The 25,307-nt window shown below is 66.1% G+C and carries 23 protein-coding genes; 7 read left to right on the top strand and 16 right to left on the bottom strand.

The window, feature by feature from the left end:
- Positions 1-119 precede the first annotated feature (119 nt).
- The 10 genes from gatB to KG104_RS05535 all read right to left on the bottom strand — a co-directional run bounded on the left by gatB (position 120) and on the right by KG104_RS05535 (position 9,970).
- Positions 120-1,637 (bottom strand): Asp-tRNA(Asn)/Glu-tRNA(Gln) amidotransferase subunit GatB, encoded by a 1,518-nt coding sequence (gatB, locus tag KG104_RS05580; protein WP_104161777.1) that lies wholly within the window; start codon positions 1,635-1,637, stop codon positions 120-122.
- A complete protein-coding gene (gene gatA / locus KG104_RS05575; RefSeq protein ID WP_104055299.1) occupies positions 1,637-3,139 on the bottom strand; it encodes an Asp-tRNA(Asn)/Glu-tRNA(Gln) amidotransferase subunit GatA in 1,503 nt (500 codons plus the stop codon). The genes gatB and gatA overlap by 1 nt, the downstream gene beginning before the upstream one ends.
- Before the next feature lie 8 nt (positions 3,140-3,147).
- Positions 3,148-3,444: an Asp-tRNA(Asn)/Glu-tRNA(Gln) amidotransferase subunit GatC gene (gene gatC, locus KG104_RS05570; protein ID WP_104055298.1), complete on the bottom strand. Its 297-nt coding sequence runs from the start codon at positions 3,442-3,444 to the stop codon at positions 3,148-3,150.
- 261 nt (positions 3,445-3,705) lie between these two features.
- Positions 3,706-4,200, bottom strand: a complete 495-nt coding sequence (locus KG104_RS05565; RefSeq protein WP_104161776.1) for a GNAT family N-acetyltransferase — start codon at positions 4,198-4,200, stop codon at positions 3,706-3,708.
- A 112-nt stretch (positions 4,201-4,312) separates the two neighbouring features.
- Positions 4,313-4,759, bottom strand: a complete 447-nt coding sequence (locus tag KG104_RS05560; RefSeq protein ID WP_207347520.1) for a TraR/DksA family transcriptional regulator — start codon at positions 4,757-4,759, stop codon at positions 4,313-4,315.
- 143 nt (positions 4,760-4,902) lie between these two features.
- Complete coding sequence (locus KG104_RS05555) at positions 4,903-5,544, bottom strand: ABC transporter ATP-binding protein (protein WP_207347519.1); 642 nt, start codon at positions 5,542-5,544, stop codon at positions 4,903-4,905.
- Positions 5,534-6,442 carry an ATP-binding cassette domain-containing protein gene (locus KG104_RS05550; RefSeq protein ID WP_104055294.1) on the bottom strand — a complete coding sequence of 303 codons (909 nt, stop codon included), beginning with the start codon at positions 6,440-6,442 and terminating at the stop codon, positions 5,534-5,536. The genes KG104_RS05555 and KG104_RS05550 overlap by 11 nt, the downstream gene beginning before the upstream one ends.
- Entirely contained in the window at positions 6,439-7,335 is an 897-nt protein-coding gene (locus tag KG104_RS05545) for an ABC transporter permease (protein WP_207347518.1), read from the bottom strand. The genes KG104_RS05550 and KG104_RS05545 overlap by 4 nt, the downstream gene beginning before the upstream one ends.
- Positions 7,328-8,353, bottom strand: coding sequence for an ABC transporter permease (locus tag KG104_RS05540; protein WP_237688676.1), 1,026 nt, complete (start codon positions 8,351-8,353; stop codon positions 7,328-7,330). Before KG104_RS05540 ends, KG104_RS05545 begins: the two co-directional genes overlap by 8 nt.
- Positions 8,354-8,356: 3 nt before the next feature.
- A complete protein-coding gene (locus KG104_RS05535) occupies positions 8,357-9,970 on the bottom strand; it encodes an ABC transporter substrate-binding protein (RefSeq protein ID WP_207347517.1) in 1,614 nt (537 codons plus the stop codon).
- A 197-nt stretch (positions 9,971-10,167) separates the two neighbouring features.
- On the opposite strand from KG104_RS05535, the gene KG104_RS05530 reads away from it, so the two are divergent.
- Entirely contained in the window at positions 10,168-10,500 is a 333-nt protein-coding gene (locus KG104_RS05530) for an ArsR/SmtB family transcription factor (protein WP_104055291.1), read from the top strand.
- A 32-nt stretch (positions 10,501-10,532) separates the two neighbouring features.
- Complete coding sequence (locus tag KG104_RS05525; protein ID WP_207347516.1) at positions 10,533-11,348, top strand: class I SAM-dependent methyltransferase; 816 nt, start codon at positions 10,533-10,535, stop codon at positions 11,346-11,348.
- A 51-nt stretch (positions 11,349-11,399) separates the two neighbouring features.
- Here the strand turns inward: KG104_RS05525 and KG104_RS05520 are convergent, their stop codons facing one another.
- The 5 genes from KG104_RS05520 to KG104_RS05500 all read right to left on the bottom strand — a co-directional run bounded on the left by KG104_RS05520 (position 11,400) and on the right by KG104_RS05500 (position 15,366).
- On the bottom strand, positions 11,400-12,212 hold the full coding sequence (locus KG104_RS05520) for an inositol monophosphatase family protein (protein ID WP_207347515.1): 813 nt from the start codon (positions 12,210-12,212) through the stop codon (positions 11,400-11,402).
- A complete protein-coding gene (gene ligA, locus KG104_RS05515; RefSeq protein ID WP_207347653.1) occupies positions 12,209-14,416 on the bottom strand; it encodes an NAD-dependent DNA ligase LigA in 2,208 nt (735 codons plus the stop codon). The genes KG104_RS05520 and ligA overlap by 4 nt, the downstream gene beginning before the upstream one ends.
- Positions 14,417-14,537: 121 nt before the next feature.
- Positions 14,538-14,843, bottom strand: coding sequence for a pore-forming ESAT-6 family protein (locus KG104_RS05510; RefSeq protein ID WP_104055288.1), 306 nt, complete (start codon positions 14,841-14,843; stop codon positions 14,538-14,540).
- Positions 14,844-14,893: 50 nt separating this feature from the next.
- Entirely contained in the window at positions 14,894-15,229 is a 336-nt protein-coding gene (locus KG104_RS05505; RefSeq protein ID WP_104055287.1) for a hypothetical protein, read from the bottom strand.
- The gene (locus KG104_RS05500; protein WP_181032377.1) at positions 15,229-15,366 is read right to left on the bottom strand and encodes a hypothetical protein; all 138 of its coding nucleotides are present in this window, start codon (positions 15,364-15,366) and stop codon (positions 15,229-15,231) included. Before KG104_RS05500 ends, KG104_RS05505 begins: the two co-directional genes overlap by 1 nt.
- 220 nt (positions 15,367-15,586) lie before the next feature.
- Between KG104_RS05500 and KG104_RS05495 the strand changes: the two genes are divergently transcribed.
- Entirely contained in the window at positions 15,587-17,929 is a 2,343-nt protein-coding gene (locus KG104_RS05495) for an FdhF/YdeP family oxidoreductase (RefSeq protein ID WP_207347514.1), read from the top strand.
- Positions 17,930-18,041: 112 nt separating this feature from the next.
- Here the strand turns inward: KG104_RS05495 and KG104_RS05490 are convergent, their stop codons facing one another.
- Positions 18,042-18,359 carry a DUF6457 domain-containing protein gene (locus KG104_RS05490; protein WP_104055286.1) on the bottom strand — a complete coding sequence of 106 codons (318 nt, stop codon included), beginning with the start codon at positions 18,357-18,359 and terminating at the stop codon, positions 18,042-18,044.
- A gap of 176 nt (positions 18,360-18,535) precedes the next feature.
- Here KG104_RS05490 and KG104_RS05485 point away from each other — a divergent pair, with 176 nt between their 5' ends.
- The 4 genes from KG104_RS05485 to eccCa are packed head-to-tail and all read left to right on the top strand — an operon-like array spanning position 18,536 to position 25,297.
- Complete coding sequence (locus KG104_RS05485; RefSeq protein ID WP_104055285.1) at positions 18,536-18,826, top strand: hypothetical protein; 291 nt, start codon at positions 18,536-18,538, stop codon at positions 18,824-18,826.
- A gap of 5 nt (positions 18,827-18,831) precedes the next feature.
- Positions 18,832-20,172, top strand: coding sequence for an EsaB/YukD family protein (locus tag KG104_RS05480; RefSeq protein WP_207347513.1), 1,341 nt, complete (start codon positions 18,832-18,834; stop codon positions 20,170-20,172).
- Entirely contained in the window at positions 20,169-21,302 is a 1,134-nt protein-coding gene (locus tag KG104_RS05475; RefSeq protein WP_207347512.1) for a hypothetical protein, read from the top strand. The genes KG104_RS05480 and KG104_RS05475 overlap by 4 nt, the downstream gene beginning before the upstream one ends.
- Positions 21,299-25,297, top strand: a complete 3,999-nt coding sequence (gene eccCa / locus KG104_RS05470) for a type VII secretion protein EccCa (RefSeq protein WP_207347511.1) — start codon at positions 21,299-21,301, stop codon at positions 25,295-25,297. Before KG104_RS05475 ends, eccCa begins: the two co-directional genes overlap by 4 nt.
- Positions 25,298-25,307: the final 10 nt, after the last annotated feature.

The raw sequence follows: 25,307 nt of genomic DNA, 5'->3' as shown, positions 1-25,307 counted from the left end.
AACACTGCCCCCGGTCGGAGCCGACGGCCTGTTAAACACTGCCGGCCCCGGGGTGTCCCGGGGCCGGCAGTGTTTATGCGGTGTTTATCGTTTATGCGGTGTTTGCTCGGTGGTCCGAGTTAGCCCTGAACGCCGAGGCGTTCCAGGATCAGCTCGCGGACGCGGCCGGCGTCGGCCTGTCCGCGGGTGGCCTTCATGACGCCGCCAACAATCGCGCCGACGGCCTGGACCTTGCCGCCGCGGATCTTGTCCGCAACGTCGGGCTGGGCCGCCAGGGCGGCGTCGATGGCTTCAAGCAGGGGGCCGTCGTCGGACACCACGGCCAGGCCGCGCGCCTCAATGACTTCCTCCGGGGTGCCTTCGCCGGCGAGGACGCCGTCGAGCACCTGGCGGGCCAGCTTGTCGTTGATCTTGCCGGCCTGGATCAGGCGGTCCAGTTCAACGATCAGCTCAGGCGACACGCCAACCTCGGTGGGGTCGACTTCGGCTTCCTTGGCCCGGCGGGACACTTCGCCCATCCACCATTTGCGGGCGACCTGTGCGGAGGCACCGGCAGCAATGGTTTCCTCGATGGAGTCCATGACACCGGCGTTGACCACGTCGCGGAACTCAGCGTCCGAGTAACCCCAGTCGGCCTGCAGGCGCTTGCGGCGCTCGGCGGGCGGCTCGGGCAGGCGGGAACGCAGCTCCTCGATCCATTCCGTGGTCGTGACCACGGGAACCAGGTCAGGCTCCGGGAAGTAGCGGTAGTCATCGGCGTCGGACTTGGGCCGGCCCGACGTCGTCGAGCGCGTGTCCTCGTGCCAGTGCCGGGTTTCCTGGACAATCTTGTTGCCGGATTCCAGGACAGCGGCGTGGCGCTGGATCTCAAAGCGGACGGCGCGTTCGACGGCGCGCAGCGAGTTCACGTTCTTGGTTTCCGAGCGCGTGCCGAACTTTTCCTGGCCGTACGGGCGCAGCGAAACGTTGGCGTCGCAGCGGACGTTGCCGCGTTCCATCTTGGCGTCGGAGACACCCAGGTTCTTCACGATCTCGCGGACCGCGGCCACGTAGGCCTTGGCCAACTCGGGAGCGCGGGAACCGGCACCCTCGATGGGCTTGGTGACAATTTCCACCAACGGAACACCTGAACGGTTGTAATCCACCAGGGAGAAGTCGGCGCCCTGGATGCGGCCGGCGGCCCCGCCCATGTGGGTGAGCTTGCCGGCGTCCTCTTCCATGTGTGCGCGCTCGATCTCGACGCGGAACACGGTGCCGTCTTCGAGCTCAATGTCCAGGTAACCGTCGTACGCAATGGGATCTTCGTACTGGGAGGTCTGGAAGTTCTTCGGGGTGTCCGGGTAGAAGTACTGCTTCCGGGCGAAGGTGCAGGATTCGGCGATCTTGCAGTTCAGCGCCAGGCCGATCAGGATCGAGTACTCCACGGCGGTCTTGTTGACCACCGGCAGCACGCCGGGCATGCCCAGGCACACGGGGGTGACGTTGGTGTTCGGCTCGTCGCCGAAGACGTTGGGCGCATCGGAGAACATCTTGGTGTTGGTGCTGAGCTCCACGTGGACCTCAAAACCGAGCACCGGATCGTACTTCTCCATGGCCTCTTCGAAGGACAGGGTGTCGTCCTGGATGTGCACAGACATTACTTCACTCCTCCGAGTACGGGTGCAGAGGCCAGCAGCGGGCCGCCCCACTTCTTTTCCAGCATGCCCTCAAGCGCTGCGCCGGCGCGGTACAGGCGGGCATCTTCCCGGACCGGAGCCAGGAACTGGATGCCCACGGGCAGTCCGTCGGCCAGGCCGCCGGGGATGGAGATGCCCGGAACGCCGGCCATGTTGGCCGGAATGGTGGCAACGTCGTTCAGGTACATGGCCAGCGGATCGTCCAGCTTCTCCCCCAGCTTGAACGCCGTGTTGGGCGAGGTCGGGGAAATCAGCACATCGGCCTGGGTAAACGCGGCGTTGAAGTCGCGCTGGATCAGCGTGCGCACCTTCTGGGCCGAGCCGTAATAGGCGTCGTAGTACCCGGCGGACAGGGCGTAGGTGCCCAGGATGATGCGGCGCTTGACCTCGTCGCCGAAGCCGGCGGCGCGGGTGGCGCCCATGACGCGCTCAATGGTCATGGGACCGTCGGCGGGCAGGGCACGCAGGCCGTACCGGACGCCGTCGTACTTGGCCAGGTTCGAGGAAGCCTCGGACGGCATGATCAGGTAGTAGGCGCCCAGGGCGTACTTGAAGTTGGGGCAGGAAACCTCGACGATTTCCGCGCCGGCATCCTTGAGCAGTTCCAGGGATTCGGAGAAACGGGCCAGGACGCCTGCTTCGTAGCCTTCGCCCTGCAGCTCCTTGATGACGCCGATGCGCATGCCGGCAACGTTGCCGTTGCGGGCGGCTTCCACGAGGTTGCCCACGGGGTCCGGCAGCGAGGTGGAGTCGCGGGGATCGTGTCCGCCGATGACTTCCTGCAGCAGGGCGGCGTCCAGGACGGTGCGGGATACCGGGCCGATCTGGTCCAGCGAGGAGGCCATGGCAATGGCGCCGTAGCGCGAAACCCCGCCGTAGGTGGGCTTCACGCCCACGGAACCGGTGACGGCGGCAGGCTGGCGGATGGATCCGCCGGTGTCGGTGCCCAGTGCCAGGGGTGCTTCGAAGGCTGCCACGGCTGCTGCGGAGCCGCCGCCGGAACCGCCGGGAATGCGGTCCAGGTCCCACGGGTTGCGGGTGGGGCCATACGCGGAGTGCTCGGTGGAGGAACCCATGGCGAATTCGTCCAGGTTGGTCTTGCCCAGCATCGGCATGCGTGCGGCACGGATGCGGGTGATCACCGTGGCGTCGTACGGGCTCATCCAGCCCTCGAGCATCTTGGAGCCGGCCGTGGTGGGCTGGCCCTTGGTGACGATGAGGTCCTTGATGGCGATGGGCACGCCGGCGAGGGTGTGCAGGGTTTCGCCGGCGGCGCGGGCCTTGTCGACGTCGGCCGCAACCTGCAGCGCTTCGTCGGTGTTCACGTGGAGGAAGGCGTTGACGGCGCCGTCCACCTCGGAGATGCGGTCCAGGTGGGCCTGTGTAACTTCGACGGCGGATACCTCGCCGGCGGCGAGCTTGTCTGCCAGGACGGCAGCGCTCGAAGTAATCAGTTCATTCATGGAAGTCTTTACTCCTCATCCAGGATGGCAGGGACCTTGAAACGGCCGGCCGCATTGTCGGGAGCACCGGAGAGCGCTTCTTCATTGGTCAGCGTCTGCCCTACAACATCCTCGCGGAACACATTGAACAGCGGGATGGGGTGGGAGGTAGCCGGGATGTCCTCACCGGCAACTTCGCTTACGGATTTGATCGAATCAACAATGACATCCAGTTCGCCGGCCATCTTGGCCAGTTCATCCTCGGTCATCTCAATGTGGGCCAGATGCGCCAAGTGCGCCACAGCCTCACGATTGATCTCAGACATGAGTCTCCCATGCGTCTTTTTTCGGATAAAAGGTATCCGTCCCAGTCTACGGCGTTTGGTGCTGCGGTTTTCCGTGGTCCGCGGGTGAAGCCTGAATCGCTGAACTCCCCTCCTGGCCAATCCGTAGAACAGATAACGGGCTCAAATCGACGACGGAAGCCCGTTGTCTGTTCTACGGACGCCGCGTGTTCAGGACCTCCGTGCGTGAAGAACCTCCGCGCTCCCAGGACCTCGGCGCGCTGGGGTCGCCCGCTGCCGGCGTCAGAGCGCCAGGCGGAAGACCCAGAGGAGGATGTCCTCATCGGGCACGGTCCAGTCACGCTCGGGCACGCGTTCAAACCCCATGGACTTGTACAGGGCGTGGGCGTTGGTCATCGGGGTCATGCTGGTCAGGCTGACGGCGTGGATGCCGTCGAGGCTTCGGGCATATTCGATGACGGCGGCCACCAGGGCGCGGCCGACACCGCCGCGCTGGAGGGCCGGATCCACTGCGAGCATGCGGAATTCCAGCTCGCCCTCAATCGCAATGTCGGTGTACGGCTGCCCGGCGAAGGTGATTGCGGTGGACGCCGCTACCTTGCCGTCCAGTTCGGCCACCCAGAGCAGCGCGTTGGCCGCACGGTCCTCAACGTTCTCCAGGTCCTTGACGTAGGGGTTGTCTGCTTCGATAAACCCGGCGCTCAAATAGGCATCGCGGGTGATCCGGCGGATGTCGTCAAAGTCTGCCTCGGTGGCCTGCCGGACGGTGATGCTCATGCGCGTTACGAATCCTTACGTGGTTCTTGATTTCCACCGTAGATTCTAGCTCCACAGCTCACCGGCCCTTCTCCGGCGGTGATGCCGGACACGGCTGTTTGGCGGCAGCCGGTCAGCGGCGCCGGGCAGCCGCGGCGCAGGTAACGCAAAAGCGTGCTTCAGGCCGAATCTCCAGGCGCTCGGAAGGGATCGCATTGCCGCACATTTCACACACCCCGTAGGCGCCTTCGTCCAGCCGGACCCGTGCATCCAGCAGCTCAATCAGCGACTCTTCGCCGGCGGCGAGCAGTGCCATTTCATTGTTGCGTTCAACGGAGACGGTGGAGCCCTCGGGGTCATGTTCGTCGTCGGCCGGTGTGTCCTTGGCAGCCAGGGTCACTTCGCGGATGTCCGCCACGACGGCGGCAATCTTTTCCCGGGCCTGGCCGATGCGCTCGTCCAGCAGCTCGGCGAAATGGGCTGTGTCCAAATCGGCAGGGGTGGGACGCTTGGGCGCCGGGACTCGCGCAGCTGCGGCAGTGGATGTCTTCCGGGGGGCAGCAGTTGTCTTACGGGTCATGGATTCCTCCTGGTCCGAAAATGCCAAGCAAGTGTTCCTAATTATCCGCGCCTTGCCCGGAAAGTCCCGCCCCTGCGACGGCCTCTCCCCTCAGGGCTTAAAGCCGCGCGGAACCGGCACAGCAAACGCACAGCAACGGGTACTTACGAAAGGTGCGTGATGCTCCCGCACCAGGCATCCAGCAGCTCGCGGTCATGACTCAGTGCCAGGACCCCGAGGCCGCGGGCAGTGACCTCCTCGCCGATAATCCGGACCACTGCGGCAGTGGTGGCGGCATCAAGCATGGCGGTTGCCTCGTCGCAGATGAGGTAATCGGGCTCGGCGGCCAAGGAACGGGCAAGGCAGGCCCGCTGGAGCTGACCGTCGGACACCTCATACGGATACCGGTCCAGCAGGTCGCCGGTCAGCTGAACCCTGGCGGCGAACTGCCGCACGCCTGCGTCCACTTCCCTGCGCCGGCCGGAACCGCGGCCACCGCCCATCATCCCCTCGGCGATCACTGCGCGCATCGTCATGCGGGGGCTGCAGGACCGCCGTGGAGACTGGAACAGCATGGCGACTGCGCCGTCACCCGCCGCCTGGACAGTCGCACCGTTGCAGGTCACGTGCCCGGTCGACGGCGGCATCAGGCCGGCCAGCACCCGGGCCAGCGTCGTTTTGCCGCTGCCCGAGGGCCCGGCCAGACCAACTTGGCTGCCCGCCCCGATGCTCAGGCTCACGTTCCGCAGCACCGTCCTGCCGCCGTAGGAGAACCCCACGTTCACCGCACTCAGCTCACCGGGCATGATCCGCCTCCAGTTCTGCGGCGGCCCGCAGCCGGTCCGCGTACGTATAGTCCGGCGGCAGATTTGTCAGTTCCGGGGGCAGGCCCGGCATCGGATGCAGCCCGTTGGCGGGAAGGGCCGCGAGCAGATCCATGGTGTAGGGCTCGGCCGGCGCAGTGAGGATCCGCGCCGCCGGACCGGTCTCAATGATCCGCCCCGCGTACATGACGGAGAGTTCGTCGGCGGTGCGGGACTCGGCGAGCGCCTGCAGGTCATGGGTGATCAGGACGACGGCGGTGCCGGCGTCCGCTGTGGCGCGAAGCAGTCCCAGGGTGAGCTGCGCCAGATGCGGGTCCAGGCCGGAGATCGGTTCGTCCGCCACCAGCACATCCGGGTCCCCGGCAAGAGCGAAGGCAAGGGCGGCACGCTGCAGCATGCCGCCGCTCAGCTCATGCGGAAACGCGTCCATCGCCCCCGGGTCCAAATTGACCCGGGCAAGCAGCTCCTGTGCGGTGGCCTTTCCCCGAAGCTCGCGAAGTGTTTCCCGCAGCTGTGCTCCCACCCGGCGGACCGGGGTGAGATAGGTGGCGGCGGACTGCGGCACGTAGCCGATCTCCCGCCCCCGCAGCCCGGCTGTCCGGGCGGCCGCGGCACGCCCCGCACCGGTCAGAGCTGTCACCCGTCCGTCACGGTCAACGTATTCCAGTTGTCCCCCGGCCAGCGTGCCCGCCGGCAGCATGCCGAGGATTGCAGTGGCCAGGGTTGTCTTTCCGCAGCCGGACTCCCCCACGACTGCATGGACCCTGCCGCGGCAAGCGGTGAAGTCAACATCGGTTGCAGCGTGCACCCACCCCGCCTTCCCGCGGATGTTCACCGGTATCCGGACAGTGTGTCCTTTGGCCCTAATGGCAACACTCATGACCGGCCTCCTGTTTTGGATACGAGCCCGGCCCCGCAGGCAGCGATTGCCAGGGTGGTGCAGACGAGAAGCAGCGCGGGGAACGCCAGCGCCCACCATCCGCCGAGCATCACTTCCGCCTGCGCCTCCTGCAGCAGTGTGCCCAGGGAGGCCCGGTCCGGGGACAGGCCAAGGCCCAGGAAGGAAAGGGTGGATTCGTGCCAGATGGCATGCGGCAGGAGCATCACGGTAGCCACCGTTCCCTGTCCCAGAGCCGCGGGGAGGAAATGCCGCCAAAGCACCTGGGCCCGCGTCCCGCCAAGGAGATAGGACGCTTCCACATACTCAAGGCCGCGCAGGGACAAAACTTCTGCGCGGACGATCCTTGCAACCTGTGTCCAGTGCGTCAGAGCGATCGAGGCAATGATGGCCGTCACCGATCCCCTGAACATGGCCACGATCACCACTCCCAGCAGCAGATGCGGAACAGCATTGACGGCATCGATGCACCGCATGATGATCCGGTCCGCGCGGCCGCCCAGCGCCGCCGACACCGCACCCACCAGCATTCCCAGGACCATCGCCAGCACCGCACAGAGCACGGCAATCAGCAGCGAGACCCGCAGCCCGGAAGCCAGACGGACAAACAGGTCGCGGCCGGCATGGTCTGTTCCGAACAGATGGGCGGACGACGGCGGCAGGCGGGCTGAGCCGAAATCGGTCAGCTTCTGGTCGGTGCCCGCCAGCATCGGAACCAGCACGGCATAGGCAACGATTCCGGCCAGCACGGCCGCACCCAGGAAGGCACCTGCCCGCTTTCCGGCGCGGCGGCGCTCCGGGGGAACCACCTCGCGCAGAACGGGTGCACCTCCGGGACTGGAAGTCGCGGGACTGGAAATTCTGGGACTAGACATCGGCGGTCACCCTCGGATCGAGCAGCACGTACAGGAGGTCCGCAAGCAGGGATGCTGCCAGAACGGCGACGGTGGTCAGCACTGTGAGCGCGGCCAGCAGGGCAAAGTCCAGTGCCTGCGCTGAGGACACCACGGCGGCAGCCAGTCCCGGCCAGGAAAACACCGTCTCGATCAGCACGGCGCCAACGATCACTTCCGGAAGCCTGGATCCGAGCACGGCGATGAACGGCGCCAGCGCTGCGGGCAGCACATGTTTGCGGACCACGGTCCTCTCGGGCAGCCCGCGGAGCCGGGCCCCGCGCACGGCGTCGGACCCCAGGATCCCTGCCGTGGAGGCACGCAGGGAAAGCACCAGCCACGGCAGCTGCGACAGTGCTGTGGCCAGGACGGGCAGCACCATGTGCCGTGCCACCTGACCGGTGCTGAGCTCGGCGCCGGGATCCGTCAGTCCTCCGCCGGGGAACCACCCGGTGGCAACGGCGAAGACTCCCAGCAGTCCCAGCGATATGACAAACGGGGGCAGTCCCTGGAGGACGGTCGCCGCGGCACCCACGGCCCGGTCCAGCAGTCCGCCCGGACGGTGTGCGCACCGCACTGCTGTCAGGAGTGAAGAGACCACGGCAAGGAGCAATCCGGTTCCGGCGACCAGCAGAGTCCAGGGCAGGCGCTCGGACAGCACCGCCGTCACCGGCTGCCGGAACACCCGCGAATAGCCCAAGTCGCCGGTCAGCGCCGAACCGATCCACTGCCACCACGCCCAGAACCAGGAGGTCTCCAGGTTGAGGGCCTCAGTGAGCTGCCGCCGCTGTTCAACCGACGCCTGCACATACCGGTCCCCCAAGTAGGCAGCCAGCGGATCGAAGGGCGAGATACCGGCCAGCAGGAAAACCAGCAGGCTCACACCCAGGACCACGGGCACCGCGAGGACGCAGCGGCGGAAGATGATGATTCGCAGATCCGCGCGCCGGTGCCTGCGGCGCTCCCGCCGGCCGGGCAGCAACGGTGCTTCCGCGGGCACCGGCTACTCCCGCGTCCAGTCGCGCAGGCTCCACCAGAAGCCCCACCCGACGTCGTGGGCATGCGGTTCCAGGACGGTCTGGACGTTTTCCCAGCCCATATCCCGCTGTATGTAGTTGTGGTTGACGAAGGCCAGCATGACGTAGCCGGGTTGCTGGATGTACAGGTCCTGGACGGCCCGGTAGTGGGCTGTCCGCTCTGCGGGATCCGCACTTTTCCGGGCTGCCTCCAGGTGGGCATCCATTTCAGCGCTGCCGGTGTTACCCGGATTGGCAAAGGGTGAACCTGTTCCCGGGACTGCCGTATGCAGGGTCTCGAACAGTTGCGAGTCCAGATCATAGGGCTTGTCGCCGCCGCCCAGGAGGATTCCGACGTCGTTGCGCCGTTCCTCGATGACGTTCCAGTCCGTGCCGAGAAGCGTGACGTCCACGCCGAGCTTGGACATGTCCGAGGCAAACGCCAGCGACAGGTCCCGCCGGAGGGTGTCACTGGCGTTGTACGCCAGTTCAAAGGCCGCCCGTGCACCGTCCCTGGTCCGCACTCCGTCCTCACCCGCGACCCAGCCGGCATCGTCGAGGAGCGCTTTTGCGCCCTCGGGGTCAAACGGAAAGACGGCCTCCGGATCGAAGGCGTTCCCGTAGACGGCTGCCACCGGGGTGTGGGCGGGAACGCCGCGGCCGTCCAGTACGTGGTCCACCATGCCCGCGCGGTCAACCGCCAGGTTCATGGCCAAAACCGCTTGGGGGTCGCTGGCGAAGGCGTTGCCGGAGGGCAGGGACAGTCCCCGCCAATCAGCTGTGCCCACGGCTTCATGGGAATACCCGGTCTTATCCTCGTAAGCTGCGGCCAGCCGCGGCGGCAGGACGGTTCCGTCAATCTCTCCCGACTGAAGCCGCTGGGCCCGCGAGTTGTCATCAGGCACGCGGATGATCGTCACCGTTTTCACTTCCGGAGCACCGTTCCAGTAGTCCTCATTGGCGCTCAGGACCAGCTCATCGGGGCGCAGCGACGTGAGCGTATAGGGGCCCGTCCCCACCGGGTCGGTGTTCAGGGATGATTCGGCGGCCAGCCCCGGCATCAACCGCTCCGACGGCGCAATGCCCAGCAGCAATCGGCTGGCGAATCCCGAGTAAGGATATTTCAGGGTGAAGGTGACGGTTCCGTCCGGTCCGGTGGTGACGTCCTGAAGCATGTCATAGGAAGGGGCCAGTTCGGAGGCCGAGGCCGGGTCGATGACGGCCTTATACGTGGCAGCAACATCCTCGGCGTCCAGCGCGGTGCCGTCGGTGAACTCCACGCCGTCGCGGAGACGGACAGTCCATTGGGTGCCTTCGGCGTTGCTCTGCGGCATCTCTGTTGCCAGCCAGGGGACGAGGTCCGGCAGGGATGAGGAACCGTCCGTGGGCGCGAGCCGCAGGAGCCCGTCATAGATTTGCGACTGTCCGCTGTCTCCATGGCCTCCCACGGGATTGAACCGGCCAAGTTCATTTGCATCCGCAAGCACCAGGGCTGCACTGTCCGGGGACTCCTCCGGGGCCGCTACGCAGCCGGCCACTACTAGCAGCAGCAGGGCTGCTGCTGCTACCCGGGGCAGGTCCCGACACCGGATTTCTGACATGTGGGCTCCTGACGACGTATGCATGCCTGTGCACATAACGATGAATCAATACCTACCCCGCCACCATCCTCTCCGCCCAAAAACACTCTGAAACTTGTCTTTGCGTTACCTTCCCCCGGGGCGCTGACCCCGTTGTGCGGCGTGGCGGCGCTCTGCAAGGATTCAGAGGTATGCGAGGTGTGCGAGGATTTCGAGGTATGAGACCCCTTCCGCCCGGTGCCGTCATCGACGCTGTAGCTGACGTGCCCGGCACCGTGGATGTGCCGGGATGGGCCGCCCGTTTTGACCTGATTTCCGATCCGACCCGGCTTAAGCTGCTGCTGTGCCTGCACTTCAGTCCGGATATCTCGGTGACCCGGCTGGCCGCCGCCGCCGGGGTGTCACAGACCGTGGTCAGCCAATCACTGCGCCCGCTGCGGGACCGGGGGTGGGCGGTAGTGGACAAAGTAGGCCGTGAGCACCGCTACCGGCTGGTGGACGAATCGCTGCATACCCTGCTCCACACCATCGGCGCCCCGCATGCGCACTGATCGCACGGCAGCTGATACTGCAGGAAACTGCGGTGCAGACAGCATTTCTTTGCACACCGAAGAACCGGAGATTTGCAGTGGTTGACGCGCACTACGACGAGCCGCGTCTGGTGGCCCTCTACGACGAGGACAACGCCGGCCGATGGGACGTCGATTTTTACGCAGGGATGCTGGGCACGCTCAGCGAACAGTTAGGTCCGCTGAGGATTGCCGACGGCGGCTGCGGCACGGGCAGCTTTGCCGTGGAGCTGGCGCGCGCCGGTCATACCGTCACAGGTATTGATCCGGCTCCGGGAATGCTGGCTGCGGCCCGTTCGCGCGACGGCGCCGAGCTGGTCACCTGGCTGGAGGGGACAGCGGCCGATCTGCCCGCTGGCCCCTTCGACGCCGCGGTCATGACCGGCCATGCGTTTCAATGCCTGCTCACCGAAGGTGAGATCCTGTCAACGCTGGAGGCGGTGCGCTCCCGGTTGACGCCCGGCGGAACCTTCTTCTTTGAGTCCCGGAACCCGGCAGCCAGGGCCTGGCTGGAGTGGGACAGCAGCAGTGCGGGGCCGGAGCTGCAGGAATCCTCGGCCGGGACGCTGGAAGTTGAATGGGAGCTGATTGCCGCGGTGGAGGAGCCCGACGGCGTTGTGGTCACCTTCGAGGACCGCACCCGTTTCCTGGCCGACGGCGCGCACTTTGCCAGCCGCAGCACCCTCAAATTCACTCCCGCGGATGTGCTGGCCGGGCTGTTGGAGAAGGCCGGATTCAGCGCGGTGGACTGGTACGGCGATTGGAACGGCGGGCCGCTGCATCCCGCCTCCGGCCGGGAAATCATCGTGGCGGCGCGCACGCCTTCCTGAGGCAGCTGCCCGGCCGGAGGCCGGTTCCAACGGGTACCGCTGAGCCCCGGTTCAGGCCACGACTGCGGCACCGGCGGCGGTCACTGCCTGAAGCCGCTCGGCATCGCTGCCCGGAGTCCCCGGCCTGCGCACCGGAACTCCGGCTTCTTCGGCAATCAGCGCACCGGCGGCATAGTCATATTCGTTAAGCCCGCGCTCCAGATAGGCGTCCAGGGTTCCGTCCGCCACCATGCACAGGTCCAGGGCGGCGGATCCGAGCCGGCGGACATCGGCATACCCTGCCGCCAATTCCGCGAGCGCCGCGTACTGCTCGTCGCGCACTCCCCCGTCATAGGAGAATCCTGTGCCCAGCAGCTTGCCCACCCGCTCCGGATCCGGGCCCGTCAGTCGCCGGACGCTGCCGTGCTCGGCCAGCCAGGCGCCGTGCCCGCGGGCAGCCGAATAGACCCGCACCAGCGCCGGAGCGTGGACGACGCCGGCCAGCCAGACGCCGTCGTCGTTCACTGCCGCCACAGAGGTGGCGTAGTAGACGATGTTGCGGATGAAGTTGGTGGTGCCGTCCAGCGGATCGATGGACCAGCGGATGCCCGAGGCGTTGTCCGGCACGCTGGCGTCCAGCTCTTCTCCGGTGACCGCGTCCTGCGGACGGCGGCGGGCCAGGACCTCGCGGACGGCACGCTCGGCGGCCGTGTCGAACTCCGTGACCCAGTCACCGGCGGCACTCTTGTTCACGGCGTTCAGGCCGTCTGCGGTGCGGCGGGCAAGCACGGCTGCACCGGCCGCCGCAGCCTCCCTTGCCACATCCAAAAGCTCCAGCGGATCGTCTCCGGGAACGGCAGCACGGTCCGGAAGCGGCGGCGTCATGCCGTGCCCTCTTCCTGCCGTGTGTCCTCCTCCGACAGGGTGCCGTCCAGCAGTGCGCGGAAGCCGTCTTCATCCAGCACCGGCACACCGAGGGACTCCGCCTTGTCCAGCTTGGTGCCCGCGTTCTCCCCCGCCACCAGATAGTCGGTTTTCTTGGAGACCGACCCGGAGGCCTTTCCTCCGCGGGTGATGATGGCTTCCTTTGCCTCGTCACGGCTGAAGTTCGGCAGGGTTCCGGTGACCACAATGGTCATGCCTTCAAGGGTGCGGGGCATCGTTTCGTCACGTTCGTCAGCCATCCGCACGCCGGCGGCGGCCCAGCGGTCCACGATCTCGCGGTGCCAGTCCTCGGCGAACCACTCGGTCAGGGCCGCCGCGATGGTGGGGCCCACGCCGTCGACATGGGCCAGCTGCTCTTCCGAGGCGGCACGGATAGCGTCCATGGAACCAAACGCGGTGGCCAGCGCGCGGGCCGCCGTCGGGCCCACATGCCGAATCGACAGCGCCACCAGCACCCGCCACAGCGGCTGGGTCTTGGCCTTCTCCAGCTCGGTAAAGAGCTTGCGGGTGGTGGCGGTGGGTTCGGAGGGCTTCTTGGCCGTTCCCTTGGAATAGAAGTACGGAACCAGTTCGGTGCCGTCCACCACGCCCTTCACCCGCTTGGGGCGTTCAATCCGCACATCGGCCAGATCCTCGACCTTGAGGTCAAACAGGCCGGCCTCACTGGTCAGCGGCGGGATCTGGGGCTCGGTGGGCTGCGTCAGGGCAATGGCCGCCTCCCAGCCGAGCGCTTCAATATCGAAAGCACCGCGGCCGGCCAGATGGAACACACGCTCGCGCAGCTGAGAAGGGCAGGACTTGGCGTTGGGGCAGCGGATATCCACGTCCCCTTCCTTCGCCGGTTTCAGTTCCGTGCCGCAGGAAGGGCAGTGCGTGGGCATCACGAAGTCCCGTTCGCTGCCGTCCCGGAGGGCGACGACGGGACCCACGATTTCCGGAATCACGTCACCGGCCTTGCGCAGCACCACGGTGTCGCCGATCTTCACACCCTTCGCCTTGACCACGTCCTGGTTGTGCAGCGTCGCCATTTCCACGGTGGAGCCGGAAACGGAGACCGGAGTCATCATCCCGTAGGGCGTGACGCGGCCGGTGCGGCCCACGTTCACCCGGATGTCCAGGAGCTTGGTGTTCACTTCCTCCGGCGGGTACTTGTAGGCAACGGACCAGCGCGGCACCCGCGAGGTGTGGCCGAGGGCGCGCTGCAGGGCGAAGTCGTCCACCTTGACCACAATGCCGTCGATCTCGTGCGAGAGGTCGTGGCGGTGCTCCCCGTTCACGGCAATGTAGTTGAGCACTTCGTCGTAGCTGTCCAGGACCTTGTAATACGGCGACGTCGGCAGGCCCCACTGCTTCAGCAGTTCGTAGGTTTCGGACTGGCTGGCAGCCGACAATCCCTCACGGGCGCCGATGCCGTGAACATACATGCTCAGCGGGCGCCGGGCAGTAACTTCGGGATCCTTCTGCCTCAGCGATCCGGCGGCGGCGTTGCGCGGGTTCGCGAACGGCGCCTTCCCGGCTTCAACCATGGACTCGTTCAGGCGGGCAAACTCCTTGGAGGGGATGAAGACCTCCCCGCGGATTTCCATTTCCGCAGGGATGTCCTCTCCCGTGAGCACCCGCGGGATGGATTTGATCGTGAGCACGTTGTGCGTAATGTCCTCACCGGTGGTGCCGTCGCCGCGGGTGGCCGCCCGGACAAGCTCCCCGTTGCGGTAGAGAAGATTCACGGCCAGGCCGTCAATCTTGAGCTCCGTCAGCCACTTGATCTTGGCGTCAGGGGCAATGTTCGCCACGGACGCTTCGGCCTTGCGCACCCAGGCGTCCAGTTCATCCAGCGAGAAGACATCCTCCAGGCTGTACATGCGCTGAAGATGCTCCACCGGAGTGAACGCCGCTGAGATCTCCCCGCCGACTTCCTGGGTGGGCGAATCGTTGGTGACCAGTTCCGGATGCAGCGCTTCAAGTTCCTCGAGCCGCCGGTACAGTTCGTCGAACTCCGCATCGGAGACGAGCGGAGCGTCTTCGTTGTAGTACGCGAAACGGTATTTGCGCACCTGGTCCGCAAGATCCTGGTATTCCTCCCGCAGGTTGTCGCTGGGCGGGGTGTCAGTGCTGACCGATTCGACGGCGGCTGCGGTGTCCATGGTTTCCGGGGATGTCTTGGCTGTGCTCACCTAATCAATCTTGCCCCATTCCACGCCGCCGGGGCAGTCCTGCCTTCCCGGCCGCTGCCCCGCCGCGCGTCCCCCGTCCCGCGGCCACCCGTCAGCCGATGTTCTGCACGGCTCCCTTGGCCCGGGCACCGGCGCTGGACGCTGTCTGATCATTCAGGTTCAGGGTCTGCTTCACCAGCCCGATAATGGTGCGGGTTTCATTGGCGGCATTGCGGAAGCGGTTCTCCACGGCCTGGTACTCCTCCGAAACACCGTCGGCGGAGAAGTCGGACATGGCCGAGTTGACCGCTTTTTCCCGCTCGCCGATCAGCGATTCAAGCCGGGCAACAATGGACTGGATATCCCCCTGCACGGCAGCGGAGGTATCGGTGTCATAACTCAAACGATCCTGGGACATGGCAAATCCTTTCGAAAACTATCAGTTACCTGCTGGAAATTAGGGTGACGTCAGCGGGAGGACCCGAAGCGGGCAGCATCAAAGCTTGCCGCTCCCTGCTGCTGCTGGGCATTGTCCGCAGATTCCTGGTCTCCCATCTGGAAGGACCGGTCCATTTCCGACTGTCCGAGCAGGATGGCGGCGAGGGACCCGTTCAATTCATTGGCCACTTCATCCGTGCGTGCCTTGAATTCGTCGAACTTCACCCGGCCCGAACCGTTGAATTTGCCCTCCAGCGGAGCCACTGCCTGCACCAGCGAGCGCACCAGCTGTCCCAGATCCTCGTGTGAAGACCCCGTTTGCTGTGTCAGCGTTCCCAGCGTTTGTGAACCCATATCGAATTTCATCACTGCCTGCTTTCGGCGCGTACCGCGCCCTCGTCCGTTCCGGTTTCCTCCGGCACCGGATCCGCCGCACCCTTTTCGGGGCTGCCCGTCCGCCTGCCTGTGGCACCATCCAACGTTGAGGCATCCCAAAAAGCCATGCACTGATCCGCACCTGTGGATAACCGCGCAGTGTCGGCAGGAGCCCGGGATGTCCGCCTTTTGGAGCCGGTCCGGAAAAGAAGATCTCGGCGGCGCGTCGGCGGAAACCTTGCTATGCGATACCGCACCTGCTAGGCCTATTTGTACGGATGAGGCGTTTCGGCCGGGAAGGACCGGGTTCGAAACTGCATAGGGCAGGACGGCGAAGGGATGTACGGAATGGCCCGGAAGGAACCCCGCGTTGAAAACGTGGATGAGAAGGACATACAAGTTACGTCTCCGAAAGAATGGGCAGCAGGAATTCCTGCCGTCTATCACTCGCTGAAACCTGCCGTGCAGCACATGGGCGCCAAGCGGGCGTTGGAAGCCACGTTCAAGATGAACCAGAAGGACGGCTTCGACTGCCCCAGCTGCGCCTGGCCGGACCCGTCGCACCGCAGCAAGTTCGAATACTGCGAAGAGGGCGTCAAGGCCGTCACATGGGAGGCCTCCCCCGTCATCATTCCCTCCGAATTCTGGGCTGAGCACAGCATTACTGAGCTTCGCGGCCGTACGGAATACTGGCTGGGCATGCAGGGCCGGCTGACGGAGCCGGTCTACAAACCTGCCGGCGAAGACCACTACCGCGTGATCAGCTGGGATGAGGCCTTCCGCATCGTGGCAGACAAGCTCAACGGGCTGGATTCACCGCACGAGGCCGCTTTCTACACCAGCGGCCGCACCTCCAACGAGGCCGCCTTCCTGTATCAGCTGCTGGTGCGCGGCTTTGGCACCAACAACCTGCCCGACTGCTCCAACATGTGCCACGAGTCCTCCGGCTGGGCCATGGGTCAGACCATCGGCATCGGCAAGGCCACGGTCACCTACGATGATTTTGGCAAGGCGGACCTGATCATCCTGATGGGCCAGAACCCGGGAACCAACCATCCGCGCATGCTGACCGCCCTGGAGGAATGCAAGCGCAACGGCGGCAGCATCGTTGCCGTGAACCCCCTCCCCGAGGCCGGTATGCGCCGGTATAAGAACCCGCAGAAAGTCCGCGGCATTGCCGGCAAGGGAACGGAACTGGCCGATCAGTTCCTCCAGATCCGTCTGGGCGGGGACATGGCGCTGCTGCAGGCCATCTCCAAGCGGGTCCTCGAAGCCGAGGAGAAGAACCCGGGCACTGTCCTGGACCATGACTTCCTGGAAAAGCACTGCGAAGGCCTGGCCGACCTGAAAGAGCACTTGGTGCACCTGGATGACCAGACCGTAGTAGAGGCAACCGGCCTGCCCATCGAAGAAATCAACGAACTCGCCGACCGGTATCTGCGGGCGGAGAAGGTCATCATCACCTGGGCCATGGGCATCACCCAGCAAAAGAAGGCCGTGCCCACGATCAAGGAAATCATCAACCTCCTGCTGCTGCGCGGAAATATCGGCAAGCCCGGAGCCGGAGCTGCACCCATCCGAGGGCACAGCAATGTCCAGGGCGACCGCACCATGGGCATCTGGGAGCAGATGCCGCCGGCCTTCCTGGATGCTCTGGGCAAGGAGTTCAACTTCGATCCCCCGCGCGACCACGGCGTCGACGCCGTGGAAACCTTCTACAAGATGCAGGAGGGCCACATCAAGGTCTTCGTGGCCCTGGGCGGAAACCTTATCTCGGCAATCTCCGACACACAGTTTGCCGAGGCTGCCATGCAGAAGACCGAGATGACGGTGCAGATTTCCATCAAGCTGAACCGCTCCCACCTGATCACCGGCGAGGAAGCGCTGATCCTGCCCACCAAGGGACGCACGGAACAGGACATCCAGGAAAGCGGTCCGCAGTTCGTATCCGTGGAGGACACTGTCTGTGTGGTGCACGCATCGCGCGGAAACCTGACCCCGGTGTCGCAGAATCTATTGTCCGAACCCGCCATTGTTTCCCGCCTCGGAGCGCTGGTGGTCGGTGATCGGATCGACGCCGACTGGGAGGGCTACGAGAAGAACTATGACCTGATCCGCGACCACATCGGCCGCGTCGTCGACGGCTGCGACAACTACAACGAGAGGATCCGCCACGAGGGCGGCTTTGTCCTGCCCAACGGACCGCGTGATTCACGGACCTTCCCCACGCCCACCGGCAAGGCGGTCCTGACGGTCAATGACCTGGAAGCCGTTGAACGCCCCGAGGGCACCCTGATCCTGCAGTCACTGCGCTCCCACGATCAGTGGAACACCACCATCTACGGGCACAATGACCGCTACCGGGGTATCCGCGGGGGCCGGCATGTGCTGTTCATGAATGCTCAGGACATCACGGAGCTGGGCCTGGCCGACGGGCAGTACGTCGATATCCACGGAATACACCACGACGGCGCAGAGCGGGTCCTGCGCAAGTTCCGCGTGGTCTCGTATCCCACACCGAAGGGCTGCGTTGCCGCCTACTACCCCGAGGCCAACGTCCTGGTCCCGATGGACCATGTGGCCGAAGGCAGCAACACCCCCGTGTCCAAGACCGTCCTCGTGCGCGTTGAGCCCAACCTCGACCCGGCACACGAACAGGCCGAAGACTTCAAGACCCGGGCTCCGGCCTAGGTCCCGGTCCCGGAGGCGCACAAGGGGCTAAGAACCTCCGCACTCCGCAAAAAGGCGGGAGCTTCTCCACCGGAGAAGCTCCCGCCTTTTTACCTGCCAGTCGGCCCGCCTGTTACTGGGCGGAGTCCTTCCACCCCTCACCCTCCGGTCCTTCCAAACCTGTGGCCGCGAGCTGGAAGGCAGTATCGGCAGCTGTTTGGACTGCTTCCTCCGCTGCCTTTCGACCGCTGGTCTTGGACAGGCCGGCGGCGTATCCCACGAGGAACGTGCTGATGAGACCGGCGTGCGGGCCCACATTCTCGGACGATTCCTCGGCCAGGTCCACCAGCATTTTGTGATCCACTTCCAGGTCCAGGATTTGCAGCGCCTGCGTCAGGCGGCGGCTCCATTCGCTGAGGTTGCGCTCTTCAGGGCCGGGGTTGGTGCTCATGAGATCTCCTTCGGTGCGGGATGGTCCAACAAGACTTAGCACCGGGTACAGGATTGCACAACGTTAGTCTCCGGCAGCCGTCCACAGGGTTGTCCCCAGCTTCGCCCTGACCGCACCGAAATCATGTCCGCGGTGCAAGGATGTAGCCAACGTGTCCAAAGGGCGAGGGGACCTTCATGGCCAGCGACTACGACAATCAGCTCATCGAGTCCGTCACCGTGCGCCGGCAACGGCTGCTGACGGCCCTGCTCTTTGGGGAGAACCCGAACGAGCGCCGCTGGATGGACAGCGTCCGGCTCTTCCTCCTTAGCGTCGCGGCGGCCGCAGTCATTGCCGCGGTTTGTGTGGGGTATTCCTTTGTCAGCAACCTGCTGGCCGAAAACCGTGCCAAGCAGGAGGATCAAACGCAGCGCCAGGGCAATGCCCTGTCCCAGCCGTTTACCGAGTACACCCGGTCCGGGGCCTGAACGCGATGGCCCATGCCTTTACCCGTGTCACCCTGATCAGCTCACGGAAACACGTTGACCTGCTTCTGCCCTCCGACGAGCCGGTGGGGCTTCTGCTCCCCCAGGTCCTAAACCTGCTGGAGGATGTGCCCGCCGCGCAGGTGGCGGCCAAGGTACTCGTCGCCGGTGACGGCACGGAACTCAGCGCCGGACAGTCCTTGAACCAGGCCCGGGTCCTTGACGGTTCATCGCTGTTGCTGTGCAACGCCGCGGAAGCTCCGCCGGCCGCGGTCGTCTATGACATCACCGATCTGGTGGTGGATGAAACCCGTGCTGTGGGCGGCCGGTGGAACATCCGTTTCAGTGCTCTCACCGCCGGGACCTTCATGGCTGCAGGCATCTGGGCCGGCGCCGAAATCCTGCTGGCGGCACTGGCTCCGGATTCCGCCTGGTGGATGCTGCTGGCCCTGTCACTGCTTGGGCTGGCCGCCGGCACAAGCGCGGGGCAGCTGCAGCCGCGCAGCGCCCTTGGCACCACCCTGCTCGGAGCGGGGTGGCTTGCCGGTCTGGGCGGCGCCCTCCATGTTTACGACGGCGATCCGGCGCGGCTTCACGCCGCTGCCCTGATCGTGGCCGGGCTCTCGGTCCTGGGGCTGGCAGGTCTGGGAACCTTCTCCGCCCAGCCGCGCGCCTTTTTCAGCGCTGCCGCAACGCTGGTCCTGGCCGCAGGAGTGTGGTCCGCTGCCGGTGCGCTCACCGGGGACGCCGTCCGGGCCGCCGCCTTGGCTGCACTGGCCGGCACGGTCATCCTGGGGCTGCTGCCCAAGCTGGCACTCGAGTCGTCCGGCCTTGCCACGCTGGATGACCAGCGGGCGAAGGGCGGTTCCATCGCCCGCACCGATGCCCGGGACGCGGTGGCCGCCGCACACCGCGGGCTGACCCTGGGCACCGTCATCACAGCGCTGTGCCTGGCTCCCGGACTGTGGCTGCTGGGCACGGACACCCGGGATCAGAACTGGACGCTGCCGCTGCTGCTGGCCCTGACCCTGGCACTGTTCCTGCGCACCCGGTCCTTTCCCCTGGCTCCGCAGCGAATTGCGCTCTACCTAGCCGTCGCCGTCGGACTCGGCGCCGCAGTACCGGCTGCACTGCGGATCTTGCCCGGCCAGCCCTGGGCTGTGGGGGTGGCCGTGCTGCTGATCGCGGCCACCGCGGCAGTCTCGCTAACGTCCACGCTCCCCGACCATACCCAGGCACGGTTCCGTCTGCTGGCCAAGCGGATGGAAACCTTTTCCATCCTGGCCTCCGTTCCCCTGATCGCCGGCATGTTTGGTCTGTTTAGCCAGCTGGCCGGGAGCTTCTCATGAACGTGCCCCGCCCTGCCGAATCCGCGCTGCGCCGCGTGCTCACCGGTTCGGCCGATCTTTTCCGCGGTGATGACTACCCGCGCCGGCTCGCAGAAGCAGCGGCCGGTTCCCAGCTGCCGGTCACCACGGGCCGCCGCATCGCCGTCGTAGGATCCCGCGGCGGGGCGGGAAGAACCACCGCGGCGGCACTGCTGGCCAGGATTTACGCGGCCATGCGGGCCGACGCCGTGGCCGCCGTCGACAATGCGCCGGAAAGCGGAACGCTGGGTTTTCGCCTCGGCGTGCCGGACGCTCCGTCGCTGGAAGCCGTTGCTGCCCGGCTGGACGCCGATCCCCCTGCCACACTGGCGCAGCTGGCGGGCCTGCTGGCGGTTGCGGGGCCGGCCAATCTGCTGGTCACCGGACGCCGGAGCCCCCATGCCCGGTCAGGTGCGAGCGTGGGGACTTCGGTTGCCGGCAACACCGCGGCCGGGACGACGGCGCCGGCATGGACACCCGCCGGTCCCCTCGCCCGGAATCTCTCCGGCGGCCAGGATGACGGAGGGGTGTTCGACGGCGTTTCCTCCGGTGCACCCGGCATTTCGTCCCGCCGCGTTTCCGAAGGAACCGGCCCGGTTCCTGCCGACGCCGCAGCATCTTTGCTGTCCCGGACGGTTTCCCGCTACTGCCCCATCACGGTTTTCGACTGCGGCGCAGGGCTCAGAGCTCCGGCGGCCCGCTGGGCCCTGGAAAGCTCCCATCTGGCTCTCTTTGTCACTCCGGCCAGCGCCGCGGGAGTGGCGGACGCCGTCGAATACTCCGCGGGTTGGCACCTCGATCCGCTCCTCGGCCCCGTCCCCCTCCTGGTGCTGGTGGTCCAGTGCACCAGGGACGGCGCCTTGTCCGCGTCCCGGCAGGCCGCCGGCCTCCGCCGTGCCGGCATCGACGCTGCCCATGTGAGCTATGACCGGCATCTGGCAGCGGGAACCGCCGTAAGTCCGGCCCTGCTGGCCCGCCGGACCCGCCTTGAAGCGGTGTCCCTGGCGTCGCGGGTCCTGTCCGTTGCCGTGGCCGGCCCGGGACCCGGGCCGCGACGGTCCGGACCTGCCGGAGCTGCCGGAGCTGCGCAGGCGAGGAGAACTCCGGCATGAGCACCAGAATCCTGCACCGGCCCGCACGGACCACCGCCCCGGCACGGACCATGGAGGCGTTCTCCCTGGATGCCCCGCCTCCCGTGGAAGGCGGCAAAACCGGCATGAACATGATGTCCCTGGTTCCCCTGCTGGGTGCCGGCGTCTCGATGACCGTCATGATGCTCTTCCGCGGCTCGCCCCTAGCGGCCGTGGGAGCACTGATGATGATCGTTACGATCATTGCCTCTGTCCTGATGATGCTCAGCCAGCGCGGCAGGCAGGGAAAACAGCGCCGGGAGCAACGGGAGGACTATCTGGAATACCTGGAACGCTGCCGCACCACGCTGCGCTCGGACGAGCAGGCCGCTCTTGCCGTGGCCCGGACCTCCAGCCCGCCGCCGGATGCACTGTTTGACATCATCAGGGATACCAAACGGCTCTGGGAACGCCGCCGGCACAACGAGGATTTCCTCCATGTCCGGATTGGCACCGGGTCCCGGCACAACCGGGACATCACCATTCAAAGCACCGGCTCGGCCCTGGCCCAGGCAGACACCTTCATGACCACCGAAGTGGAGATCCTCAAACAGCGCTACGAATCCAGTCCCGAACTGCCGCTGACCGTTCCGCTGGACTGCGCCGGAAACGTCTCAGTGGTGGGGTCCCGCCGGTTTGTTGCCCGGGTAGCCAGGCTCCTGCTCACCGAAGGCGCGGCGTTCCATTCACCCGAGGACCTGCACCTTGCCCTCATCGCACCGCCTGACCGGCGGGACGACTGGGAGTGGGCCACCTGGCTCCCCCATCTCGCGGACCAGAGTTCCAGCCATGCCACCGGACCCGTCCGCCGGCTGGCTCCCACTGCGGAAGACCTCAGCGACGTAATCAGCGAAGACCTGCACCGGCGATCCACCCTGGCAGCCGAGTCCCGTAAGAACTTCCTGCGCGGCGGCGTGGGCACCGCGTTGCCCCGGCTCCTGGTGCTCAGCGACTCCTACGGTCTGCTCCCGTCGGAACTGCAGGTGCCGGACCAGGAAGCCTCGGCCGGTTCCCTGGGCATCACCACGGTGTTCCTGGTCGCGGAGCGCAATCAGGAACCGGGAGAAGTCTCGGTGCGGATCAGCGAAGACCGCGACGGTCCTGACGGGGCGTTCATCGTGGAAAACTACCGTGACAATGCGGTGCTTCCCGCCGTCGAACGCGGCCGCCTGGACGATCTTCCGCTGCCCTTGGCGGAGGCCCTGGCCCGTGAGCTCGCCCCGCTTCGGCTCTCGCCGGATTCCCTGGAGCATGACAGCAGTGAAACCGCCCAGGGGTTCCTGGAAATGCTGGGGCTTTCACCCCAGCTGGACGAAGCGGACATCCGGCGGCTGTGGAAGCCCCGCGGCGAGGTCGACTTCCTGCGGGTTCCGCTGGGACCCGATGACCGCGGGAGGCCGGCCCTGCTGGATTTGAAGGAGTCCGCGCAGTTTGGTCACGGGCCCCACGGCCTGTGTGTGGGTGCCACCGGTTCCGGCAAGTCCGAGATGCTGCGGAGCATGGTGGTGGGCCTACTGGCGACGCACTCGCCCGAAGTCCTGGCCATGGTGCTCGTCGATTACAAGGGCGGTGCCACATTTGCCCCGTTCGCCGGTGCCCCGCAGGTGGCCGGCGTCATCACCAACCTCTCCGATGACGTCAGCCTGATCGAGCGCGTGTACGCCAGCCTTGCGGGCGAAATCCAGCGCCGGCAGGAAGTCCTCAAAGCGGCCGGCAACCTTGCCAACATCACGGACTATCAGCTGTACCGGCAGGAATTGAAGTTACAGGGACGGGAGCCGGCTCCGCTGCCGCACCTGGTGGTGATCATTGACGAATTCGGCGAGCTTCTCACCGCCCGGCCGGACTTCATTGAGCTCTTCCTGTCCATTGGCCGCATCGGCCGCTCCATCGGCGTGCACCTGCTGCTCTCAAGCCAGCGGATCGAGGCCGGCAAACTCCGCGGCCTGGACACCTATCTGTCCTACCGGATTGGGCTAAGGACCCTTTCGGAGGGCGAATCCCGCACGGTGCTGGACACCCCCGACGCCTTCCATCTGCCCCCGGTGCCCGGCTTCGGATACCTGAAGGTGGACACCACCACGTACACCCGTTTCAAGGCCGGTTATGTGTCCGGCCCCTTGGAAGCCGCGCAGGAAACCGCGCAGGACGACGCCGGCCAGCTGCCCCGGGTCCTGCCGGTCCCCCGTTATGCCGCGTCCCTCGAGGCGCAGCCCGCAGCCGACGACGCGCGCCCGGCATCGACGTCGGCCTCCAAACGCACCACCGGACCCACCGTCCTGTCTACGCTCATGGACACTCTTTCCATGTTCCCGCGGGCGGTGGACCCCATCTGGCTGCCGCCGCTGCCCCGCGGCATTGCGCTGGACCAGGCCGCCGGCGGACTGTCCTCCGAGAAAAGCCTGCGGCTTGCCTGCGGCGGATCCCTGCGGATCCCCGTGGGCCTGCTGGATGACCCGGCCAGGCAGTGGCAGGGCGTGTGGGAGCTGGATCTGGCAGCCAACGGCGGAAATGCTGCCATTGTGGGCGGCCCCCAAACCGGGAAAAGCACGGCGCTGCGCACCATCGTTGCGGCACTGTCACTGACCCACAGTCCGGCGGAGGTGGGTATTTACGGCATCGACCTGCTCGGCAGCGCCCTGCTGCCGTTGGAAGGGCTCCCCCATGTGGGCGGGGTGGCCGTCCGCACCAACCGGGAGGTCATCCGCCGGACAGTGGATGAGCTCCTGGCCATGCTCGCCCACCGCGAACACCTCTTTGAGAAATACCAGGTGGATTCGCTGCCCACCCTCCGCCGGCGGTGCGCCGACGGCGGGATCCCGGAGCTTCCCAGCGCCGACATCGTCCTGGTTTTGGACGGCTACGGGCAGCTCAGCGACGAATTCGAGGACATCGAAAAACCTGTTCACGCACTGATCAGCCGCGGCGCAGGCTACGGCATTCACGTCATCGCCACGTGCTCACGGATGAATGAAATCCGGATCTCCCAGCAAAGCTTCTTCGGCAACCGGATTGAACTGCGGCTGGCCGATCCCGGGGATTCCGCCCACGGACGCAAGATGGCCGAAGCCGTCAGCCCCGGAAGCCCCGGGCGGTCGCTGACGGACGGCAAGCTGCAGGGACATTTCGCCCTGCCGCGCATCGATGCCGGAACGGATGACGGTTCCGCCGCGAGCAGCCTGCAGGATTTGGTGGCTGCCGTAGCGGCGGCCACCCGCGAGCGGGCCATGCAGGTCCGGATTCTGCCCGCCGCTGTTTCCGCTGAAACAGCCCCCAGCCCCGAAGCAGCTGCCGCCGTACCGCTGGGTCTCCGCGAGGCCGACCTCGGCACCGAGATCCTTGACCTGCACGGCAGGGAACGGCATTTGCTCATCATGGGTGATGACGCTTCCGGCAAAACCAACGTCCTGCGGTCCGTCATCCGCCGTCTGACGTCCCAGCATCAGCCCGAGGACATCGTCTTTGCGGTCTTCGATCCCCGCCGCAGCCTCACCGGGGAGGTCCCCGGTGAATCGCTGGGCGGTTATGCCACCAGCGCAGCCCTGGCGGAAAAGCTCGCAGCCGCCGTCGCCGGAGAGCTGGAGAAGCGGGCTTCGGCGGCCCCGGCGGAGCTGGCCGGCCTGCCGCGCATCGTGTTGGTCATCGATGACTACGATGTGCTGACCGCGGGCGGTTCCTCGCCGCTGAGCCGGTTGACCCCGTTCCTGCCGCTGGCCCCTGAAATCGGGCTGCACGCCGTCCTGTCGCGCCGGGTCCGCGGGGCGAGCCGGGGAATGTATGAACCCTTCTTCACGTCGCTGCGCGATTCCGGCAGTGCCGCGCTGATCCTCTCCGGCGACCGGGCGGAAGGAACCCTGATTAACGGGGTGCGCGCCCGGACTCTGCCGCCGGGCAGAGCACAGCTGATCCAGCCCGGCAAACCCGTTCAGGTGCTTCAGCTGTTCCTCAACGAGGAATCCACCCGGGTCCCCGGGTAAGGACGGCCGG

Source organism: Arthrobacter sunyaminii (assembly GCF_018866305.1).
Classification (GTDB): domain Bacteria; phylum Actinomycetota; class Actinomycetes; order Actinomycetales; family Micrococcaceae; genus Arthrobacter_B; species Arthrobacter_B sunyaminii.
This window is presented reverse-complemented; position numbering and strand designations above follow the sequence as displayed.

Coding starts and splice junctions, on each gene's coding strand:
- gatB (WP_104161777.1), bottom strand. CDS start 1,637: ATGTCTGTGCACATCCAGGACGACACCCTGTCCTTCGAAGAGGCCATG.
- gatA (WP_104055299.1), bottom strand. CDS start 3,139: ATGAATGAACTGATTACTTCGAGCGCTGCCGTCCTGGCAGACAAGCTC.
- gatC (WP_104055298.1), bottom strand. CDS start 3,444: ATGTCTGAGATCAATCGTGAGGCTGTGGCGCACTTGGCGCATCTGGCC.
- KG104_RS05565 (WP_104161776.1), bottom strand. CDS start 4,200: ATGAGCATCACCGTCCGGCAGGCCACCGAGGCAGACTTTGACGACATC.
- KG104_RS05560 (WP_207347520.1), bottom strand. CDS start 4,759: ATGACCCGTAAGACAACTGCTGCCCCCCGGAAGACATCCACTGCCGCA.
- KG104_RS05555 (WP_207347519.1), bottom strand. CDS start 5,544: ATGCCCGGTGAGCTGAGTGCGGTGAACGTGGGGTTCTCCTACGGCGGC.
- KG104_RS05550 (WP_104055294.1), bottom strand. CDS start 6,442: ATGAGTGTTGCCATTAGGGCCAAAGGACACACTGTCCGGATACCGGTG.
- KG104_RS05545 (WP_207347518.1), bottom strand. CDS start 7,335: ATGTCTAGTCCCAGAATTTCCAGTCCCGCGACTTCCAGTCCCGGAGGT.
- KG104_RS05535 (WP_207347517.1), bottom strand. CDS start 9,970: ATGTCAGAAATCCGGTGTCGGGACCTGCCCCGGGTAGCAGCAGCAGCC.
- KG104_RS05530 (WP_104055291.1), top strand. CDS start 10,168: ATGAGACCCCTTCCGCCCGGTGCCGTCATCGACGCTGTAGCTGACGTG.
- KG104_RS05520 (WP_207347515.1), bottom strand. CDS start 12,212: ATGACGCCGCCGCTTCCGGACCGTGCTGCCGTTCCCGGAGACGATCCG.
- ligA (WP_207347653.1), bottom strand. CDS start 14,416: ATGGACACCGCAGCCGCCGTCGAATCGGTCAGCACTGACACCCCGCCC.
- KG104_RS05510 (WP_104055288.1), bottom strand. CDS start 14,843: ATGTCCCAGGATCGTTTGAGTTATGACACCGATACCTCCGCTGCCGTG.
- KG104_RS05505 (WP_104055287.1), bottom strand. CDS start 15,229: ATGAAATTCGATATGGGTTCACAAACGCTGGGAACGCTGACACAGCAA.
- KG104_RS05500 (WP_181032377.1), bottom strand. CDS start 15,366: ATGGCTTTTTGGGATGCCTCAACGTTGGATGGTGCCACAGGCAGGCGG.
- KG104_RS05495 (WP_207347514.1), top strand. CDS start 15,587: ATGGCCCGGAAGGAACCCCGCGTTGAAAACGTGGATGAGAAGGACATA.
- KG104_RS05490 (WP_104055286.1), bottom strand. CDS start 18,359: ATGAGCACCAACCCCGGCCCTGAAGAGCGCAACCTCAGCGAATGGAGC.
- KG104_RS05485 (WP_104055285.1), top strand. CDS start 18,536: ATGGCCAGCGACTACGACAATCAGCTCATCGAGTCCGTCACCGTGCGC.
- KG104_RS05480 (WP_207347513.1), top strand. CDS start 18,832: ATGGCCCATGCCTTTACCCGTGTCACCCTGATCAGCTCACGGAAACAC.
- KG104_RS05475 (WP_207347512.1), top strand. CDS start 20,169: ATGAACGTGCCCCGCCCTGCCGAATCCGCGCTGCGCCGCGTGCTCACC.
- eccCa (WP_207347511.1), top strand. CDS start 21,299: ATGAGCACCAGAATCCTGCACCGGCCCGCACGGACCACCGCCCCGGCA.